This window comes from Phnomibacter ginsenosidimutans (genome assembly GCF_009740285.1).
GTDB classification, from domain to species: Bacteria; Bacteroidota; Bacteroidia; order Chitinophagales; family Chitinophagaceae; genus Phnomibacter; species Phnomibacter ginsenosidimutans.
The window spans coordinates 2,010,261-2,028,270 of sequence record NZ_CP046566.1 but is presented as its reverse complement, the minus strand read 5'-3'; the positions used below and the strand labels follow the sequence as shown (position 1 = coordinate 2,028,270).

20 protein-coding genes are annotated in these 18,010 nt (G+C 47.5%); 10 read left to right on the top strand and 10 right to left on the bottom strand.

Annotation, left to right across the window (positions count from 1 at the left end; translation table 11 throughout):
- Window positions 1-38 precede the first annotated feature (38 nt).
- Genes GLV81_RS08790 through GLV81_RS08780 form a run of 3 tightly spaced genes read right to left on the bottom strand, consistent with a single transcriptional unit; the run spans window position 39 to window position 4,757 of the window.
- Window positions 39-560, bottom strand: a complete 522-nt coding sequence (locus tag GLV81_RS08790; protein ID WP_157478536.1) for a hypothetical protein — start codon at window positions 558-560, stop codon at window positions 39-41.
- Window positions 490-1,680 (bottom strand): TonB-dependent receptor, encoded by a 1,191-nt coding sequence (locus GLV81_RS08785; protein ID WP_157478535.1) that lies wholly within the window; start codon window positions 1,678-1,680, stop codon window positions 490-492. Before GLV81_RS08785 ends, GLV81_RS08790 begins: the two co-directional genes overlap by 71 nt.
- Entirely contained in the window at window positions 1,680-4,757 is a 3,078-nt protein-coding gene (locus tag GLV81_RS08780) for a tetratricopeptide repeat protein (RefSeq protein WP_157478534.1), read from the bottom strand. Before GLV81_RS08780 ends, GLV81_RS08785 begins: the two co-directional genes overlap by 1 nt.
- A gap of 210 nt (window positions 4,758-4,967) precedes the next feature.
- On the opposite strand from GLV81_RS08780, the gene GLV81_RS08775 reads away from it, so the two are divergent.
- The 5 genes from GLV81_RS08775 to GLV81_RS08755 all read left to right on the top strand — a co-directional run bounded on the left by GLV81_RS08775 (window position 4,968) and on the right by GLV81_RS08755 (window position 8,102).
- On the top strand, window positions 4,968-5,270 hold the full coding sequence (locus GLV81_RS08775) for an ATP-dependent Clp protease adaptor ClpS (protein WP_157478533.1): 303 nt from the start codon (window positions 4,968-4,970) through the stop codon (window positions 5,268-5,270).
- A 20-nt stretch (window positions 5,271-5,290) separates the two neighbouring features.
- Window positions 5,291-5,977, top strand: coding sequence for a leucyl/phenylalanyl-tRNA--protein transferase (gene aat / locus GLV81_RS08770; RefSeq protein ID WP_157478532.1), 687 nt, complete (start codon window positions 5,291-5,293; stop codon window positions 5,975-5,977).
- Between the two features lie 73 nt (window positions 5,978-6,050).
- Window positions 6,051-6,851: an alpha/beta hydrolase gene (locus GLV81_RS08765; protein ID WP_197429047.1), complete on the top strand. Its 801-nt coding sequence runs from the start codon at window positions 6,051-6,053 to the stop codon at window positions 6,849-6,851.
- A gap of 158 nt (window positions 6,852-7,009) precedes the next feature.
- Window positions 7,010-7,588: a hypothetical protein gene (locus tag GLV81_RS08760; RefSeq protein ID WP_157478531.1), complete on the top strand. Its 579-nt coding sequence runs from the start codon at window positions 7,010-7,012 to the stop codon at window positions 7,586-7,588.
- A gap of 109 nt (window positions 7,589-7,697) precedes the next feature.
- Window positions 7,698-8,102 carry a hypothetical protein gene (locus tag GLV81_RS08755; protein WP_157478530.1) on the top strand — a complete coding sequence of 135 codons (405 nt, stop codon included), beginning with the start codon at window positions 7,698-7,700 and terminating at the stop codon, window positions 8,100-8,102.
- A 120-nt stretch (window positions 8,103-8,222) separates the two neighbouring features.
- On the opposite strand, the gene GLV81_RS08750 is transcribed toward GLV81_RS08755, so the two are convergent.
- Together GLV81_RS08750 and GLV81_RS08745 are read right to left on the bottom strand one after the other, a co-directional pair.
- Window positions 8,223-8,630, bottom strand: coding sequence for a hypothetical protein (locus GLV81_RS08750; protein WP_157478529.1), 408 nt, complete (start codon window positions 8,628-8,630; stop codon window positions 8,223-8,225).
- Window positions 8,566-8,922 carry a toxin-antitoxin system YwqK family antitoxin gene (locus tag GLV81_RS08745; protein ID WP_157478528.1) on the bottom strand — a complete coding sequence of 119 codons (357 nt, stop codon included), beginning with the start codon at window positions 8,920-8,922 and terminating at the stop codon, window positions 8,566-8,568. Before GLV81_RS08745 ends, GLV81_RS08750 begins: the two co-directional genes overlap by 65 nt.
- A 34-nt stretch (window positions 8,923-8,956) precedes the next feature.
- Between GLV81_RS08745 and GLV81_RS08740 the strand changes: the two genes are divergently transcribed.
- The 3 genes from GLV81_RS08740 (at window position 8,957) to GLV81_RS08735 (ending at window position 12,470) form a co-directional block, all read left to right on the top strand.
- Window positions 8,957-10,381, top strand: a complete 1,425-nt coding sequence (locus GLV81_RS08740; RefSeq protein ID WP_157478527.1) for a WD40/YVTN/BNR-like repeat-containing protein — start codon at window positions 8,957-8,959, stop codon at window positions 10,379-10,381.
- Entirely contained in the window at window positions 10,368-11,480 is a 1,113-nt protein-coding gene (locus GLV81_RS19345; protein WP_197429046.1) for a beta propeller repeat protein, read from the top strand. The genes GLV81_RS08740 and GLV81_RS19345 overlap by 14 nt, the downstream gene beginning before the upstream one ends.
- A 348-nt stretch (window positions 11,481-11,828) precedes the next feature.
- Window positions 11,829-12,470, top strand: coding sequence for an NUDIX hydrolase (locus GLV81_RS08735; protein ID WP_157478526.1), 642 nt, complete (start codon window positions 11,829-11,831; stop codon window positions 12,468-12,470).
- A gap of 112 nt (window positions 12,471-12,582) precedes the next feature.
- Here GLV81_RS08735 and GLV81_RS08730 read toward each other — a convergent pair whose 3' ends face one another.
- From GLV81_RS08730 to GLV81_RS20215, 5 genes are read right to left on the bottom strand one after another with little or no spacing between them, the layout of a single operon-like run.
- On the bottom strand, window positions 12,583-13,017 hold the full coding sequence (locus GLV81_RS08730; RefSeq protein WP_157478525.1) for a hotdog fold thioesterase: 435 nt from the start codon (window positions 13,015-13,017) through the stop codon (window positions 12,583-12,585).
- A gap of 4 nt (window positions 13,018-13,021) precedes the next feature.
- Complete coding sequence (gene coaD / locus GLV81_RS08725) at window positions 13,022-13,495, bottom strand: pantetheine-phosphate adenylyltransferase (RefSeq protein ID WP_157478524.1); 474 nt, start codon at window positions 13,493-13,495, stop codon at window positions 13,022-13,024.
- 32 nt (window positions 13,496-13,527) lie between these two features.
- A complete protein-coding gene (locus GLV81_RS08720) occupies window positions 13,528-14,451 on the bottom strand; it encodes an aspartate carbamoyltransferase catalytic subunit (protein ID WP_157478523.1) in 924 nt (307 codons plus the stop codon).
- Between the two features lie 38 nt (window positions 14,452-14,489).
- Complete coding sequence (locus GLV81_RS20220; RefSeq protein WP_246186340.1) at window positions 14,490-14,771, bottom strand: peroxiredoxin family protein; 282 nt, start codon at window positions 14,769-14,771, stop codon at window positions 14,490-14,492.
- On the bottom strand, window positions 14,755-15,657 hold the full coding sequence (locus tag GLV81_RS20215) for a TlpA family protein disulfide reductase (protein ID WP_246186339.1): 903 nt from the start codon (window positions 15,655-15,657) through the stop codon (window positions 14,755-14,757). Before GLV81_RS20215 ends, GLV81_RS20220 begins: the two co-directional genes overlap by 17 nt.
- A 99-nt stretch (window positions 15,658-15,756) precedes the next feature.
- Between GLV81_RS20215 and GLV81_RS08710 the strand changes: the two genes are divergently transcribed.
- Entirely contained in the window at window positions 15,757-16,881 is a 1,125-nt protein-coding gene (locus GLV81_RS08710; RefSeq protein ID WP_157478522.1) for a 5-(carboxyamino)imidazole ribonucleotide synthase, read from the top strand.
- A gap of 48 nt (window positions 16,882-16,929) precedes the next feature.
- A complete protein-coding gene (locus GLV81_RS08705; RefSeq protein ID WP_157478521.1) occupies window positions 16,930-17,997 on the top strand; it encodes an efflux RND transporter periplasmic adaptor subunit in 1,068 nt (355 codons plus the stop codon).
- The last annotated feature ends 13 nt before the right edge of the window (window positions 17,998-18,010 follow it).

Sequence of the window (18,010 nt, the reverse complement as noted above, 5' to 3'; positions counted from 1 at the left end):
TTAACAGGAACTGAATCAGATGAGCAAAACTGCCCGATTTAGAAGTGGAAAATGGCACCGCCCAAGGCCTGAAAGCCAAACACCCGGTACTGGTTCCATCGCTGGTAATCCTGATTCACTATGTTGTTGAGCTGCAACCAGAGCTTCACTTTTTTGTGTACGTCAAACTCCAGACCTGCATTCAAATCCAATGCTGATTTTCCCTTTTTGTCATCGCCGGTTTGGTCGCGGTACCAAGCACCATTGATGGTATACAAATCAGCTTTGAAACGCAGATCTTTCAAAATGAGTACCTGCACCGAAGAACGCAATTCGAAAGGTAGCAAACCATAGGCTTTTGGGGCAGCATCTATGTCGTTGTAAATATTTACCTGCAGGCTGTTGGTCCAGTTGAGCTTTTGCCCTTGCTGATACACCAGTTCACCAGCAATAAATACGCGGTTCAAATCCAGCTCCCGAAGGATTTGAAAACTGCTACCATCTTTGCTATCATTTACAAACAGTGGCAGATTGCTTTGCTTGCCTACACCGGCTTTTACCCGAAAAACCGAGGTTCTCATTGACATTCGATTTTACCGCTGCAAATATTTCGCTGTTGCGGGTATTGGTCAGGCTGTCCGGCTGCTGAATCCAAGGGTTGAATGCAACCAGAGAACGGAAGGTTTGTTCATCGTAATAACCCCGGAATCCAGCCTGCAACACGAGATTCTTTTCATTCAGCAAGTATTCAACCGACACATCGGGCAGCAACTTAAATACCTTATTGTTCCATGACGGAATGATACCTGCTTTGACAGAGATATTTTCCTGCAACTGAAATTGCGCATTCACGGGAATCATGAACAGGTTGTTGCTGAAATCTGCTTTGTTGCTGCGGAAAGAAGACAACATGCCTTTGATACCCACTGTTACACTGGCATTGTCGCCAATGGTTTTGGTAATGGGTGCTTCAAAACGAACCGCCGTTTCCTGTGCATCATATTTATCCGAAAAGAAATGTGCATCAACCTTGGCATCATAGCTCACACCGGCATCTCCGGCAATGCTGTTGCCCAAACCAGCCCCAACAAAAATGGTATTGTATTGCAATGCCATTGAATCAAGCACTGGTGCTGTAGCTTTAGGCTCCCAGCCATAGCGCTGCGTTTGCTGCCCCTGATAACCGCCATATAAATGCAGTGAATTGTTTTGCTTCATGTGCAGCCACAGATTGCCTTTTACACCATACTGTGCGGCTTTCTGATAATCGAGATTGCCTTTTGAACTGGTAAAGTTTCCTTCCACACTGCCGTTCGATTTTTCGCCATTGCCAAACGAAGCCAGTGCTTGCAAAAACGGTGTACTGAAATTGCCAAAGCCTGCTTTTACATACACAGAAGGAGCTGCATTTTTCAGCGTACTGTCTTCCTGAAAAGCCAGTGGCCGCAATGGTGCTGGCACAAAATTGAACGCCAGGTTTTGCGATGGAATTTTATAACTGAGTTTGGGCCTTGCACTATCTGCAGGCGTAGCACTGGCTGTAAAACCAAACTTCTGTTGTTGCTGCAAACTGGGCTTGAAGGAAGACGTGATTTCGATGGTTCTTCGCTTCACCGTATCCTGTGCGGTAACTGTTTGAAAACCTGCTACACACAGCAGCAATACAAACAGGTGATGGAATGATTGATATCTGCGGTTCATTACTGCCCTCCTATTTTTGATGCTGCTGCACTCATACTTTCGGCTTTAGCCAATTTGCTGGCAGCTTCAGCTTTCAGCTCTGGAATGGTTGCATTGTCGGCCACACTTTTGTAAGTCGCTTTCGCATTAAAGTAATCTTCTTGTTTCAGGTAAATATCGCCGAGCAAAATGTAAGACCGCTCTACCCAGTTGGCATAAGAGCCCGCTTTTTGTACCACTTCAAATGCTGCTTTTTCTGCTTCCTCCAGCTTTTGCATTTCAAAATAACAAGCGGCAATTTGATAACGGGCTTCGGCACCAAACTCTGCTTTCGATAAGGCAGCTACTGATTTGAAAGCGGTGATGGCTTCTGCACAATTGCCATCTGCCTTGGCTTGCTTACCAATAATGAGGTTAGCAAACACTTTGTCATCGCTACCGGCACCACCTTGCTGCAACAACTCTTTTGCATTGGCAACAGCGTTGGCAAAATCGTTAAGGTAGTATTGACAGCGGGCCAATCCACGCATTGATTCCAAACGGTTTTCGTTGCTGCTGGCTTGTTGCTTCAGCTGTGTGTAATAGCCGGAAGCAGTGCTATAATTCTTTTCATCGAAATAGTAATAGCGGGCCAGCAAGAGCAGCGATTTTTCAGCATACTTGTTGGGCGCCAACTTAGCCACAGCATCGTAGTGTGTCATGGCCTTGGGCATGGCTTTCATTTCGCGGTTCAGTTCTGCTGCATAGTAATGCGCATCAACAATATAGCGGCCCATGGGAAACTGCTCTGTGTATTTGGTAAAGCCTGCCAATGCCTGTGGCTTTTTACCATCCGACAGCTGCAACTCTGCAGCAACATAGGTGAGTGAATCCGCTACATTCTGATCTACACTGCGGCCTACACTTTTCAGGAAGCTTACGTACTGGTCGGGCTTACCTTGCTCTACATAAATGCTGCGTACGTTATCAATGGCTTCTTCACTCTCCGGCGATTGCGGATACTGTTTCAACAGTGTTGTAAAAGCATTCAATGCTTCATTGAACTGATCGAGGTTGTATTGAGCCAGGCCTGTTTTGAGGTAAGCCGTTGGCTTCAAACTTTCATTTCCTTTTGAAGCAATGATTTTAGCCAGAAAAGGAATCGACTCTTTGAACTTTTCATCGGCCAGGTAGGTATCGGCAATTTCCATATTGGCAAGGGCAGCCAGGCCACTATTGGGGTACAGGGTTTCGATAGACCGCAACTGATTGATTTTTTCAGTAGCCTTATTTTGAGCTCCTGCAATCATGCCCGCCTGATACAAGGCATAGTCGGCGCCATAGCCCCGCTTGGCCGCTACCTGATTGTAAATGGGCAACGACTTGCTGAAATCTTTTTGCATGAATGCACAATCTGCAAGACGCAACTGCACATCAGTTTGCTGTTGCTCGTTGGCAAAATAACCCTTGGCTATTTCTGCAAACACATTGCCTGCCTGCTTGTACTCTTGCAAGCGAAGCAAGCTATAGCCGAGGCTGTATTTCGCATTGGTTACATTGGCTTCGCCTTGCACTTGCGGCTTGCTCAGGTAAGCCTGAAAATGCTGCACCGCACTGGCAAACTCATTCTTACCGAAATCAATTTCGCCCTGCCAGAAATGAGCTAGCGAAATCACAGATTCATTGTAAGGAGCCGTCTGCACTTTTTTCAACAGCAGCTCTGCACCCGCCACATTGCGATCGTTCATCAACTCTTGTGCACGGTTGTACGCAATGCGTGGATAGTACGACTTCGCCATTTCACTTTTGGTAGGAAGCGATTCGTACAAGTCGAGTGCTTCTTTGTAATTGCTGGTATTGCCCAGCACACCTACCAGCAAGTCTCTGGCTTCGGTAATGTAAGCACCTTGACGATAGCTGTTGACGTATTGTTTCAATGCGGGCAATGCTTCATTGTCGTAGCCCAGTTCGTAGCTCAGCTTACCGTAATTGAACAAACTGATTTCTTTAAACTGCGCATTGCTGCTGTTGCTGCTGCAAAACAAAAACGCATTGCGGGCATTGTTTTTTTGGCCTGTCTTTAAGTAGGCATCGCCCAGCAAATACATGGCATGCTGGCTCAGCGAATCATCGCCGCCAGCCAGTGGTTTAAATGCCTCTATTGACTTTGCATATTGCTGACTGATGTAGTAGCAATAGGCCAATTCATACAGGTCTTCTTTCTTTACTTTATCAGCACTTTTTACATATTGCTCAAGATAGGGTTGCGCTTTAGCATACTCTCCTTTTTCAAAATAACCATGGCCCACCAATTGCTGCAATTCTGATTTGTAATAAGGATTGCCTGTTTTCAATGCAGCTTCGGCCTGCTCCATGCCTTTGGCTTTTTCGCCAATGGAATAGTTGATGCCGGCAGTATAATACGGCACCATGTCCTCGTACTTTTTATTGTACCGAACTACTTCGAAACTCTGCAGTGCTTCTTTGTATTGCTTGTCGTTGAAAGCCAGCAAACCATAGTAATAATTGGCATCGGCATAGTAAGGTGATGCTGCAGACTGCCGTACCGAATTGAGCAAAGGCTTTGCCTGCACAAATTGCTTTTGCGTGAAATAAGCGTAGCCTTGCTGAAATTGCATGGTAGCCACCTGCTCATTGCTGAGGTTGCTTACATTGGCTTTGTCGAAAGCAGTGATAGCCTCGGCATAGCGCTGCTGACGGAAATAATACGATCCCAGATAAAAACCAAGCTGCCCTTTGAGATACGATCCGGCATTGCTCGACAAATAACCTTGTGCCTTTGGTTCGGCACCAGGGTTATCTTCCATCAGTTCGCAGGCCAACATGTAAAAACGTAGCTCTTCCACATACAACTGTTGGTTAATATCTACAGGTGTGTTTACAGCCTGCTCCAACTCTTTAAACACCGGATAAGCCAGTTTGTACTGGGCGGAAGTAAACCACTGCCGGGCATCCAGAAAACGCTGGTACTTGCCCGGGTCTTTTACTATGAACGTGTGCTGTGCAGCAACGCTGTTTGCCCAAAGCACTGCGCCAGCCAAAACAACAAGTGGCAGGGTAGCAATTTTCCTGGGCAGGAAACGGGTAACATGCATCATAATGAATTACTTACTGTGTATACGCAGTCGTACATCGACAGGTTACAGCAGCAGGCTAACGCAAATTAACCCGTGAATATTGGCAGGCCTCTGCCCTGCTTTTTCACATTTGCACATTTGAAGGCTGTTTTAACAAGCTATTCAACACAATCATTTTCTAACAATACATTTCAACCTTTGCTGCCTAAATTTGCCGCCAATTAAAACCGCATGATTACTTTTTACTCCGAACCAAACCCCGAACTGAAGCCTGATGAAGACACACTCGTGTTGGAGGATGGCGGGTACAGTCTCATTGTTTGGAACGATGACGTAAACAGTTTTGACTGGGTGATTCAGGCCCTAATGGAAATTGTGGGCCACTCTGCCGAGCAGGCCGAGCAATGCGCCCTCATTATACACATGCGGGGCAAATATGCCGTGAAGCATGGCGGTTTTGAAGAGCTGAAAGTAATGGCTGAAGGCATCACTGACCGTGGTATCAATGCTACCGTTGAAGCCGTAGCCGTATAATCTGTGTTATTTTTACCGGGTTGACAACGCTCCACATTCTCGACGACAAACTTTGGTTTCCGCCCGTAACTGCTGCCGATGCAGAGGGACTGCTGGCGGCGGGTGGCGATTTGCGCCCCGAACGGTTGCTGCTGGCGTACCGCAAAGGCATCTTTCCCTGGTACGATGGTGATGTACCCTTGTGGTGGAGCCCCGATCCTAGGTTTGTACTGTTTCCAGATGAATTGAACATCAGCAAAAGCATGCAGCAGGTGTTGCGCAGAAATGTGTTTCAGTTTAGCCGCAACCAGTGCTTTGCTGAAGTGATGGCCCATTGCAAAACCACACCCCGCCCCGGGCAGGATGGCACCTGGATATCGCCGGCCATGCAGGATGCGTATACGCAACTGCATCACTTGGGCCGTGCCATCAGTTTTGAAGCCTGGCAGCAAGGCCAGCTGGTGGGTGGCTTGTACGGCGTTTTGTTGGGCAAAGTGTTTTTTGGTGAAAGCATGTTTAGCCATGTGAGCAATGCCAGCAAAGCCGCCTTTATGTATGCCGTGCAATGGTTGCAGCAGCAAGGCATTGTGCTCATCGATTGTCAGGTGTACACAGCCCACCTCGAAAGTTTGGGCGCAAGGTTTATAGATCGGAAGGGGTTTATGGATTTACTGGAAGAACATATAGCATTGTCCGAAAGACGGGAAGACCGGAAGTCCGAAAGATGATACATCCATACTTTGAGTATCACCAACAGAACGCCTGTAATCACACATCAAAATAGGCGCTTAGATTTACCACATGAATAAATTCCTTGGATACAAGCTTTGTTGGATGACATTGATGCTGCTCTGCACCGCTAGCCTATCATGGGCCGGCAAAGTAGATTCTGTACAGATTTTCAGCAAAGCCATGCAGCGGTCATTGCCCTGCACCATTATTACCCCCAGCGAAATGCAGCCACAACTAACGTATCAGGTGCTCTATTTGCTGCACGGGCACAGTGGCTGGCACAGCAACTGGATATTGCGGGTACCGCAACTGAGCGAACTTGCAGATGAATACCAAACCATTATTGTGTGCCCCGAAGGCGGCTACAGCAGCTGGTATGTGAACAGTCCGTTGCAACCTGCTTCTCAATTTGAAACCTTTGTGGCCAGCGAAGTGCCTGCATATATTGATGCCCGTTATCCTACCCAGGCCAAACGCAGTGGCCGTGCCATCAGCGGGCTGAGTATGGGCGGCCATGGTGCTTTGTACCTGGCCCTGCGCCACCCCGATGTATTTGGCATGGCAGGCAGCATGAGCGGCGGAGTCGACCTCACAGAATCGAAAGGAAAATTCGGCATCAGCGAAGTAATTGGCGACAGTACCCAATGGGCCAACTACTCGGTATTGCATACCCTCAAAAAAGCCAGCGCCCAAACCTTGCAGCTGATTATTGATTGCGGCACCGAAGATTTTTTCATTGGCGGCAACCGGGCCCTGCACCAAAACTGTTGCACATGCAAGTGCCACATACCTACCTCGAAAGAGCCGGCGGCCACAACTGGGATTACTGGCGCAGCGCCATCCGGTATCAGCTGTTGTTTTTTGAGTTGAGCAGGAAGTAGAAAGATTTTGAAACAACATTTGTGGAATAGCAGACAATTTGCATCCTGCCTGCATGCGAACTTTATGCTACTTATGGTTGCCATTGCTCATCAGCGTAGTTACGGGTTGCAATGAGGTATATTCAGATAATACTTCAACACCCGCTCTTGCACCTGAACCAACAAAGAATTTACCATACGATAGTTTCTTACTACAATTTCAACAACAATTTGGGGCTGAAAGAAACGCCTTGGGTAAAGACAGCTTATTGGCATCAGCCCTGCAAAGATCAAATTCCTGTTTACTGGGCTGGCACCCGCTGGGATTACAATGGCACTACCCGTACACCCAAAGAAGGAAGTATTGCGTGTGGCTATTTTGTATGCACCGTACTCAAACAGCTGGGCTTTGATATTCCTGTAGTAAAATACAGTCAGGCTTCATCATCGGTGATGATAAAAGCACTGTGCCGAAATATTCAACGTTTTGGGAGTTATGCAACATTCATTAGCTACATGGAAAACTGGCCAGCTAATACAGCTTACATTGTTGGGCTTGACTTCCATACAGGATTCCTGGTTAAAACAAAAACAGCAACCAGCCTGCTACACTCCTACTACATCTATAAGGTAGGCGTCATTAAAGAGGATATCCATACCGCCGATGCACTGTCTTCCAGTAAAAGTTTTATGGTGGGCGAAATAAGCAGCAGTCAGAAACTCTTACGTATATTTATGCAGCATTAATTTCAGAAGAGTAGTTTTATTTTTTCACAGCTCAAGAAAGATGATACTCTTGCATATTTTTTTATAAGTACTGAAACAACTTGGCTGTCCATATTTTAACCCTTGATCAATGTTTCGCTTTTTTGACTTCACCTACTACCTGACTTTTATTTTCTACTCAAACGAAAAGCAACAAGACGTAAAAAATAGTGATACAGCTGCTACAGTAGTTGGGTTTATGATGAGTTCAAATGCAATCTGTTTTCTTTTTTTACTCTCGTTATTATTTGATAAGAACATTGGGATTAATAAGCCAACTGTAGTAGTAATATCCCTGCTCTTTCAGATTGTTACTTATGTCAGATACATATACAAAAGCAAGTATTCCATTGAAGCCATTGAGTTGAAATGGAATGCCCTTTCAATAGAAAAACGCAAGAAAACCTCTAAGCTGATTGCTGCATATGCGGCATTCAGCATTTTGAGTCTGATTCCGTTAGCCCTATTCGTTCATAAAATGAAAGGCAACTTATAATTCCTGCTCCTTGAGATTTTTATTCCTGAAGCCGAATCTGAATATTTGCGATCGTATTAGAATCAAATATGTTAGGGATTGCAAATCACTAACAGCGAGATAAACAACAAGCACCTCCCCTCAATACCCCGTCGATCCATCCCTCACCCGTACTTTTTTCTTGCCGGAGTTTTTCTTTTCGTATTCCTGCACTACGGCAGGTTTTTCATTCTTCTTACCGTTTTTGCCGGTATCGGCAGGTTGCTTTTTGGTACGGCTATTGCTCATGCCAAAAGCTTCCAGTCCACTCACGGCACTATCCCGTATAAACTCTTCGGTACGCTGTACAAAACCAGTGGTGGGGTCAAACCAGCGCCAAGTGCCGTGCCGTAAACTGCGGCCTTCATTTTTCAATATAACGGTCGTGTATTTACCATCTTCATACAGGTCGGGCACTTCTATGGTATCGTATAGTTTGTTTGGGTTAATGGCCCACCAAGCCTTCTTCCCTTTCGAGGCCCAGTACCGAGTAGTAACTGCTTTTGCCATGCAGCATGCCCCAGTGGTAAGCTTCCACCGCTACCAGGTCGCCTTCCATAGTGTAGCGCCGCCAGATTCCCTCCTTTTTATCGTCTACATACGAGCCTTCTTCTTCGTAGCCGGGGTTACCACGCATCTCTGGCACCTGCACCAGCCACGGACCTTGCTTGCGGTTGCGGGTATCCACACAGTTGAGGGTATCGCCACGGTCGCTCAGCTTAAATGTTTTACATTGTGCCATCAGCCACTCCGGCCCACACAGCATTGCCAACACCAGTAAAAAATTGAGACGTTTCATCATAACTGCTAACGAACCATTCATTTAAAAATTGTCTATGGCTTCCTTTCCAAAACTACAACACATTGCTTTTACCGCAGGGGCTTTGCTCTTGGGCAGCAGCTTTCTTTGGGCACAAAATGTGGTGCCTACAACCGCCGCCGACCGGCAAAAGAGCATGGCCGAAAAGCGCCAACTGGTGGCAGCTTCACCTTTCAAAACCAATTTCCGCAACATTGGCCCCACAGTAATGAGTGGCCGTGTGGTAGACATAGACGTAAACCCCGAAGACCCCACCGAGTTTTATGTGGCATATGCTACCGGCGGCCTGTGGCATACCACCAACAACGGTCAGTCATTTACGCCCATTTTTGATAATGAAGATGTGATTGGCCTGGGAGATGTAACCGTGCAGTGGGCTACCCGCACCATTTGGCTGGGTACCGGCGAAGCCAACGCCAGCCGCAGTACCTACAGCGGTATTGGTGTGTACAAAAGCACCGACAATGGCAAAAGCTGGCAATACCTCGGCCTGCCCGAAAGCCATCACATTGGCGAAATTATTGTGCACCCCAGCGATGCCAACACAGCTTGGGTAGCCGTGACGGGGCATTTGTATTCGCCCAACAAAGACCGCGGCGTGTACAAAACCAACGATGGCGGCAAAAGCTGGAAACAGGTGTTGTACTTGGATGAAAATACAGGTGCTATCGAAATGGACATCAACCCGCAAAACCCAAATGAGCTCTACGCCAGCATGTGGTACAAAACCCGCAAGGCTTGGAACTTTGAAGAAAGCGGCGCCAGCAGTGGTATTTATAAAAGTGTAGATGGCGGCAACAAATGGACGCTGATTAGTGGTGAAGGCAGTGGCCTGCCACAGGGCGCCGTGTTTGGCCGCAGCGGCATGGTGGTGTACGAAAAAAATCCGCAAATCGTGTATGCCATTGTAGACAATCAAACCAAGCGCAGCAGCAATGCCAAAGCCGATTCGGTGAATTACAAACTCGATGATTTTAAAGTGTTAAGCAAAGACCAGTTTGCCGCTTTGGATGATACAAAGCTGGATTCATTTTTGAAAATCAACCGCATGGCACCCCGCTATACCGCTAAGTCGGTAAAGGAAATGGTAGCCAGCGATAAAGTGAAACCCACGGCTATATATGATTACTTGAATGTAAACACCGGCTTTGAAGGAACGCCAATCGGGTTTGAAATTTACCGCAGCGAAGACGCTGGCAAAACCTGGAAAAAGCAAAACGAAAAAGACCTGCCCAATATGTACAGCACTTATGGCTATTGGTTTGGTCGTTTTGCCGTAAGTCCTTCCAACGATCGAGAAAATTGTGATTCTGGGTGTACCGGTTATGCTGAGCACCGATGCCGGCAAAACCTTCAAAAGCATTGGCAAATCCAATACCCACAGCGATCACCACTTCATTTGGATCGATGGCAAGCGGGACAGCCACATGATTTTGGGTAATGATGGCGGCATCAACATCACTTACGACAATGGCGACAACTGGTTCAAGGCCAACAGCCCTTCTGTAGGTCAGTTTTACGCCATTAGTGTAGACAATGCACGGCCCTACAAAGTGTATGGCGGCCTGCAGGACAATGGTACCTGGACGGGCTACACCCGTCGCCAGCGTACCAGCGATGCCAGCTTCGACACGCTCCAATACCGTATGGTAGGTGGCGGCGATGGCATGATGATATTGGCTGACCCGAGAGACAACAAAACTGTATACTATGGCTCGCAGTTTGGCGCATACACCCGCAGCCATTTGGATACAGGAGGAGTGCTCAGCGTTCGTCCTTCGCACAGCCTTGGCGAAATGCCTTACCGCTTCAACTGGCTGACGCCCATTGTCATCAGCCGGCACAATCCGGATGTGTTTTACATTGCCAGCAACCGGGTGCACCGCAGCCTCAATAAAGGTGCTAACCTGCAAACCCTGAGCGATGACCTCACCAACGGTAAAAAAGAAGGCGATGTTCCTTTTGGTACCATCAGCACCCTCAGCGAAAGCCCGTTGCGATTTGGTCTGCTCTATGCCGGTACCGATGATGGCAATATTCATGTGAGCAAAGACGGCGGCTACAGCTGGACGCTCATCAGCAGCAAACTGCCGAAAGGATTTTGGGTAACACGTGTGTATGCCAGCCACCACAAAGAAGGCCGGGTATATGCATCGTTCAATGGCTATCGCAACGACTTTTTCAAACCCATGATTTTTGTAAGCGACGATTATGGCGCCAACTGGAAGCCGGTGAACGGCAACCTGCCACTAGAGCCTGTAAACGTGATTCGGGAAGACCACAAGTTTGAGAACATTTTATATGCCGGAACCGATGGTGGCTTCTATGTTTCGAAAGACGGCGGCGTTACCTGGAACATCTGGAAAAATGGCCTGCCCCATGCCATTCCGGTGCACGACATAGCTGTACAGGAAAGAGAAAACGAAATACTGCTCGGTACCCATGGCCGCAGCATTTACGTGGCCGATTTGAACGAAATACATGGATTGGCACCGAAGAAAGAGCCGGCTGGGCCACGCCGTTTCTTCGAGGAAGACTAATCTCCTGCAAATTCTTTTAACAACAGAGCCCGCAGCCTACATAGGTTAGCGGGCTTTTTTGTGCTGCAATTCCTTGAGTATCTGGCTGTCGAAAAAGTTATCCCCATTTTACGCTGTCGCAACATCAATACTGATGTTTTAACAATGAAAACATTATATATTCGTTTCCCGGTGGTCGAAAATCTGGCTGGTTTTGGCTGCCGCATACAGACAGGACACAAGTTATTTTCTGTATAGAAATGTTGATCTGAAAAATCCAAATGGCAATGTCCCCTTCGCAAGAAGGGGATTTCGTTTTTAGCCGGTTCCTGCTTTTCTGCTGCTCTTGATATGTTGTAACATTGCCACATGGCAAACACGTATCGTATTTACTTTGGCAATAAACCGTTTTACATTAGCAATGTACTGACACCCGACATGCAACAGCTGACCGATGCTGGTTGCACTTTGGTCATCAATCAGCCAACGGATAGTTGTGTGCAATCCTGCATTCACGACCTCGACAAAACAGATGCCGATGCCGCCATTATTTTAAGCAGCAAGCCGGATTATTATTTTCAGTTGTTGCAATCCAAATTCCAAACCATTACCGCAGGTGGAGGCTTGGTAAAAAATGAAAATGGCGAATACCTGTTTATTTTTCGCCGTGGCAAATGGGACTTGCCCAAAGGAAAGTTAGACGAAGGTGAAACCCTTGAAGCCTGTGCCTTGCGGGAAGTACAGGAAGAAACAGGATTGCAACATGTACAGCTGATGGCGCCACTCATTACCACCTGGCATACCTATCATGAAAGAGGACAGTTTCTGCTAAAAGAATCGGTGTGGTACCGCATGGAAGCCAGCACTGCAGAAGCATTGGTGCCACAAACCGAAGAAGACATTCAAACCCTACAATGGGTGGCACCGCATGACATTCCTGCTTTATTAGACAATACTTTTCCTTCAATTATAGATGTGCTGAAAGCGGAAGGCGTAGTGCTTGAAGGCTGAAGGCTAAAAGCTAAAGGCGGGAAGCAAAAGGCAATTAATGGTTCCCAACGCCGGAACAAGTGAACATAGGAACTTGTGAACTCCTAGGCCTTGTCCTCGACCTCGACCTTATTTACCCCTTCCGCTTAACCACCGCCACAGTCAACCGGCTAACGCAGAGTAATTTATGCTGCTCATCGTGGATGCGAATATCCCATACATGCGATGTGGCGCCAAGGTGAATGGGCGTACAGGTTGCTTCTACCCTGCCACTGCGGGCTGAGCGAACATGATTGGCATTTACTTCCATACCAACGCACATGTATTGCTGCATATCAACCACCAATGCGGATGCAACGCTGCCCAGTGTTTCGGCCAACACTACCGATGCTCCACCATGCAGCAAACCAAAAGGCTGCTTGGTACGATGGTCTACCGGCATGCTGGCTTTGATGTAATTGTCGCCAATTGCTGTAAACTGAATATCGAGCCACTCTCCCATGTTGCCCTTGCCCATTTCGCTGAGCATGTGCACATCGGGCAGCCCCTGAAACCAAATAGAAGCCATAGAATTATTTTGCCGGATAAATAGAACGCTGCACAGCATTGGGCAAAAACTGCCGCACATTGCCGCCATTGCGATACACATCTCTCACCAAGGTAGAAGCCACCGAAGTAAACTGCGGAGAGCAGGTGAGAAAAATGGTTTCGATGTTGTGTTCGATGCTGCGGTTCATGTCTGCAATTGCTTTTTCATATTCGAAATCGCTGACATAGCGAATGCCCCGCAAAATAAACCCTGCACCCACTTTATTGCAGGCATCTACTGTGAGGCCTTCATACACCAAAGCACTCACTTTATCATTACCGCGATAGGTTTCGAGAATCCAGTGCAGCCGTTCTTCTTCCGAAAACATCGGCTTTTTATTGGCATTGCGCCCAATGCCTACAATCAGCTTATCAAACAAAGGCAAGGCCCTGTCGATAATGTCTACGTGACCCAATGTAATGGGATCGAAGGTGCCAGGGAAAAGTGCAATGCGCATAAACGGCCATTTGATGCCGTAAAGAAAAGGGATTAATTTCTACCCGCAAGCAGATACAACACTGCCATGCGTACGGCCACTCCGTTTTCTACCTGATTCAATATTATGCTGTGCCCGCTGTCTGCCACATCGCTGTCCAGTTCTACACCGCGGTTAATGGGCCCCGGGTGCATGATGACGATTTCTTTATTCAATGAATCCAGCAACGATTTTTTGACACCATAAGTAAGGTTGTATTCCCGCAAAGAAGAAAACAACACCTGATTCTGCCGTTCGAGTTGAATACGCAACACGTTGGCCACATCGCACCAGGCCAGTGCCTTTTTCAAATCGTATTCCACTTTTACACCCAGTGCAGGTTCAATGTATTTTGGGATGAGTGTTGGCGGACCAGACACCACCACTTCTGCACCCATTTTTTTGAGCAAATAAATATTACTCAAGGCCACACGGCTGTGCATGATGTCGCCAATAATGGCCACTTTACGACCTTCCAAACCACCCGTTGCCTGCTGAATAGAAAAAGCATCGAGCAAGGCTTGCGTAGGGTGCTCATTAATGCCATCACCCGCATTTACAATGGCTGCTGGAATATGCTTGGCCAAAAAATGCGGTGCTCCGCTGGCACTGTGGCGCATTACCACCATATCCACCTTCATGCTCAAAATGTTGTTCACGGTATCAAGCAAGGTTTCCCCTTTTGATACAGATGAACCACTGGCCGCAAAGTTGATAGTGTCGGCACTCAACCGCTTTTCCGCCAGCTCAAAGGAGATGCGGGTACGGGTGGAGTTTTCGTAAAAAAGATTGACAATGGTAACGTCGCGGAGAGAAGGAACTTTCTTTACAGGACGCTGCAGTACTTCTCGAAATTGGCCTGCAGTTTGTAAAATAATAGCGATGTCTTCCTTCTGAAGGTTTTTAATGCCCAGCAGATGTTTAGTAGAGAGGCTCATTAAAAAGCAAAGATAAAGGAGCCCGACTTTTTTGGTAATTAATTATTCCCCAGAGTCTTGGCTAAAAAATCTTCCAGGTCCTGGCCCCGCAAATTTTTACCAATGATGCGGCCTTCAGGGTCGAGCAAAAAGTTTTGCGGAATGCTTTGCACTTTGTACAACCGGGCTACAGCATTGTTCCAGTAAGCCAGGTCGCTTACCTGTGGCCAGTTGAGGTTATCGGCGGCAATGGCTTGTAACCATTTGCTTTTGTCTTTGTCGAGGCTCACACCAAATACGGTAAAGTTTTTGCTTTTGTATTTTTCAAAGGCTTTTACCACGTTCGGATTTTCCATACGACAGGGGCCGCACCAAGCTGGCCCAAAAATCTATCAGCACATATTTTCCCCTGAAACTTTCAAGTGAAATAGGTTTATTGTCGGGGTCGTTTTGTACAAACACCGGCGCCACTTGCCCGTAGCCCAATGTCATTTCTGTACTCACTATTTCATTGATGGAAAAGCCATACTGATTTTGCATGGCCGCAGGTTTTATTTGCTGGATCCATTGCTGCACCTGCGCTACAGGATAATTGAGCGGCCACACCAGATTGAGTAGAAACGGTGCCACGGCAGTCTCATTAAAGGTTTGCAAATAGCCCGGCACTTTAGTGGCCACTCTGTCTGCAATCACCTGGCGGCTGCGCAAAATGCTGTCGTTGTTGTAGCCATAAGTACCGGCACTTTCCCGCATTTTATTCAGCATCGACAGGGTGTCGAAATCGGGGCCGAACTGCTCTACCAAGGCCTTCCATGCAAACAGCGAAGCACCTTTTACCGGGTCGAAGTCACGGCTTTTTTCGGTGAGGTTGAGCTCTGCTATTCCTGCTTCTAAAAACACATTGTAATACGTGATGTTGTTCGTGTTGTTGGGGTCGCCCACCATCAGCACATACAAGCCAGGGTCGGTCAGTGGTGCTTTAATGGTAAATGTGCCTTTGTTGATGCGGGCCAGCGAACCTACATAGCTGCCCTTTTCGGCATCAATAATGCCCGCCCACAAAGTGTCGGCAAAAGCCCCCACATGACCGGTGAGCTGTATTTGTCCGTTGCCGGGGTTTTGCGCCAGCAGTTTTCCGCCTGGCACTATCAACACTAGGGCAAAGAATATTACAGACAATTTAATGGTGGTGGCTACTTTCGCAACCTGCTTCAACGATGGCATCATAGCCACAAATGTAAGCGGTGAAACTGCATATGTTGAGGTGCGAAAAGTCACCACGCTGGTAGTATTCCGTTAAAAAAAATCAGAACGCCAATTTCATACATGAAAAAAGTAGGCATACTCGGAGGCGGTCAGTTGGGCCGCATGCTGCTGCAAGACGCAGCCAATTATCCCGTAGAAACTTATGTGTTGGAAAACGATCCGAATTGCCCGGCGGCGCATTTGTGCCAGCATTTTGTGTTGGGCAATATCAAAGATTACGACACCGTATTGGCCTTTGGCAGACAGGTGGATGTGCTCACCATTGAAATAGAAGCGGTGAATGTGGATGCACTCGAACAGCTGGAAAAAGAAGGTATCACTGTTATTCCCAAACCGGCCGTGCTGCGCACCATCAAAAACAAGATTACCCAAAAAGCTTTTTACAAAGACAACCAGATTCCTTCACCCGATTTTGTGGTAACGCATACGCTGAAAGATTTGCAGCAACATGCCCATCGCCTGCCCGCTGTACATAAGGTGGGCGAAGGTGGCTACGATGGTAAAGGCGTGGTGGTAATGAAAGATGAAGCCGCCATGGCTCAAGGTTTTGATGCCCCTTCAGTGTTGGAAAACATGGTGGATATTGCCCAGGAAATAGCCCTGATTGTAGCCGTAGGAACCGATGGCAAACATGTACTCTTCCCTCCTGCCGAAATGTTGTTCGACCCCGCACTCAACCTGCTCGATTATCAACTCACTCCAGCTAACATAACCAAAGAAGTGTTGTGGAAAGCGGAAGCCATTGCCATTCGTTTGGTGAAAGCCTTTGACAGTCCGGGTTTATTTGCGGTAGAATTATTGGTCGATAAAAAAGGTGAAGTATGGGTAAATGAAACGGCGCCACGGGTGCACAACAGTGGCCATCATACCATTGAGGCACACCTTACCTCTCAATACGAAATGCTGTGGCGCATTTTGCTGCAATACCCGTTGGGTGCTACCGATATGGTGGCACCATCGGCCATCATCAACCTGATTGGAGAGCCTGGTTACAGCGGCCCGGCGCATTACGAAGGGTTGGAACAAGTGCTGGGCATTCAGGGGGCATTTGTACACATTTACGGCAAAGCCGATACCAAACCCGGCCGCAAAATGGGCCATGTCACCGTACTCGGCACCGACCGCACCGACTTGGTACGCAAAGCCAAAATGGTGAAAGATACCTTAAAGGTGCAGAGCAAGTAAGCCGCTGACCATCAATGTGCAGCAAGTAAATCTTCAAATGAACGTCATATGCCAAAAGTTCCTCAGTTGAAATATTTATCTCTCCTCGTTTGTGCCGGTGCATTGCTTTTTGCTACGGCGTGTAAAGAAGAAAAAGATGCGAAAGCCGGCATGGGCGGCGGTCAAAAACCAGCTGGCCCTCCCCCTGTTTTTGATGCCGTGGTGGCAGGGCAGTTTGCCCTCGATCGCAAAGTGTCTGCACCTGGTACCATTTTACCCAACGAAAACACCGACCTCCATCCAGAAATCAGTGGCCGGGTAGTAGCCATCAATTTTAAAGAAGGCAGCAATGTGGGCAAAGGTTCGCTGCTGGTAAAACTGTTTGACGGCGACCTGCAGGCGCAACTCAAAAAACTGGAAGTACAGCTGAAGGTGGCTGAGGCTACCGAACGTCGTCAGAAAGAACTGCTTGCCATAAACGGTACCAGCCAGCAAGATTATGATCCGGCTACGCTGAATGTGAGCAACATTAAAGCCGACATGGAATTGCTGCGGGTGAATATTTCCAAAACTGAAATCCGTGCACCGTTCGACGGTCGGTTGGGTTTGCGCAACATTAGTTTGGGTGCCTATATTACTCCGGCTACCATCATTACCAATATTGCACAAATCAATACTGTAAAAGTGGAGTTTGCCGTACCGGAAAAATATGCCGGCGAAATGCAGGCCGGAAAGCAGGTAAAACTCTCTTCGCTGAGCAATGCACAAACCTATACAGCCACTGTATTGGCTTCGCAAAACAGCATTGCTGCCGAAACAAGAAACCTGATTGTAAGAGCGGTAGTGAATGGCGGCAAAGGACTTGCTCCCGGTTCATTTGTTGAAGTCGGTGTTGATGTGGGCAATCGTCAGCCAGCCATTATGGTGCCTACACAAGCCGTTATGCCCAGCACCCGCAACAAAAGTGTGATTGTAAGTGAAAATGGTATGGCCGCTTTCCGGGTAGTAGAAACCGGCTACCGCGACAGTGCCCGTGTAGAAATACTGAGTGGGTTGAAAGTGGGCGACACCGTTATCACCAATGGTTTGCTCACCATCAAGCCCGGCATGCCACTCAAAACCAGGGTGAAGCAATAATTTTTTCGGCATC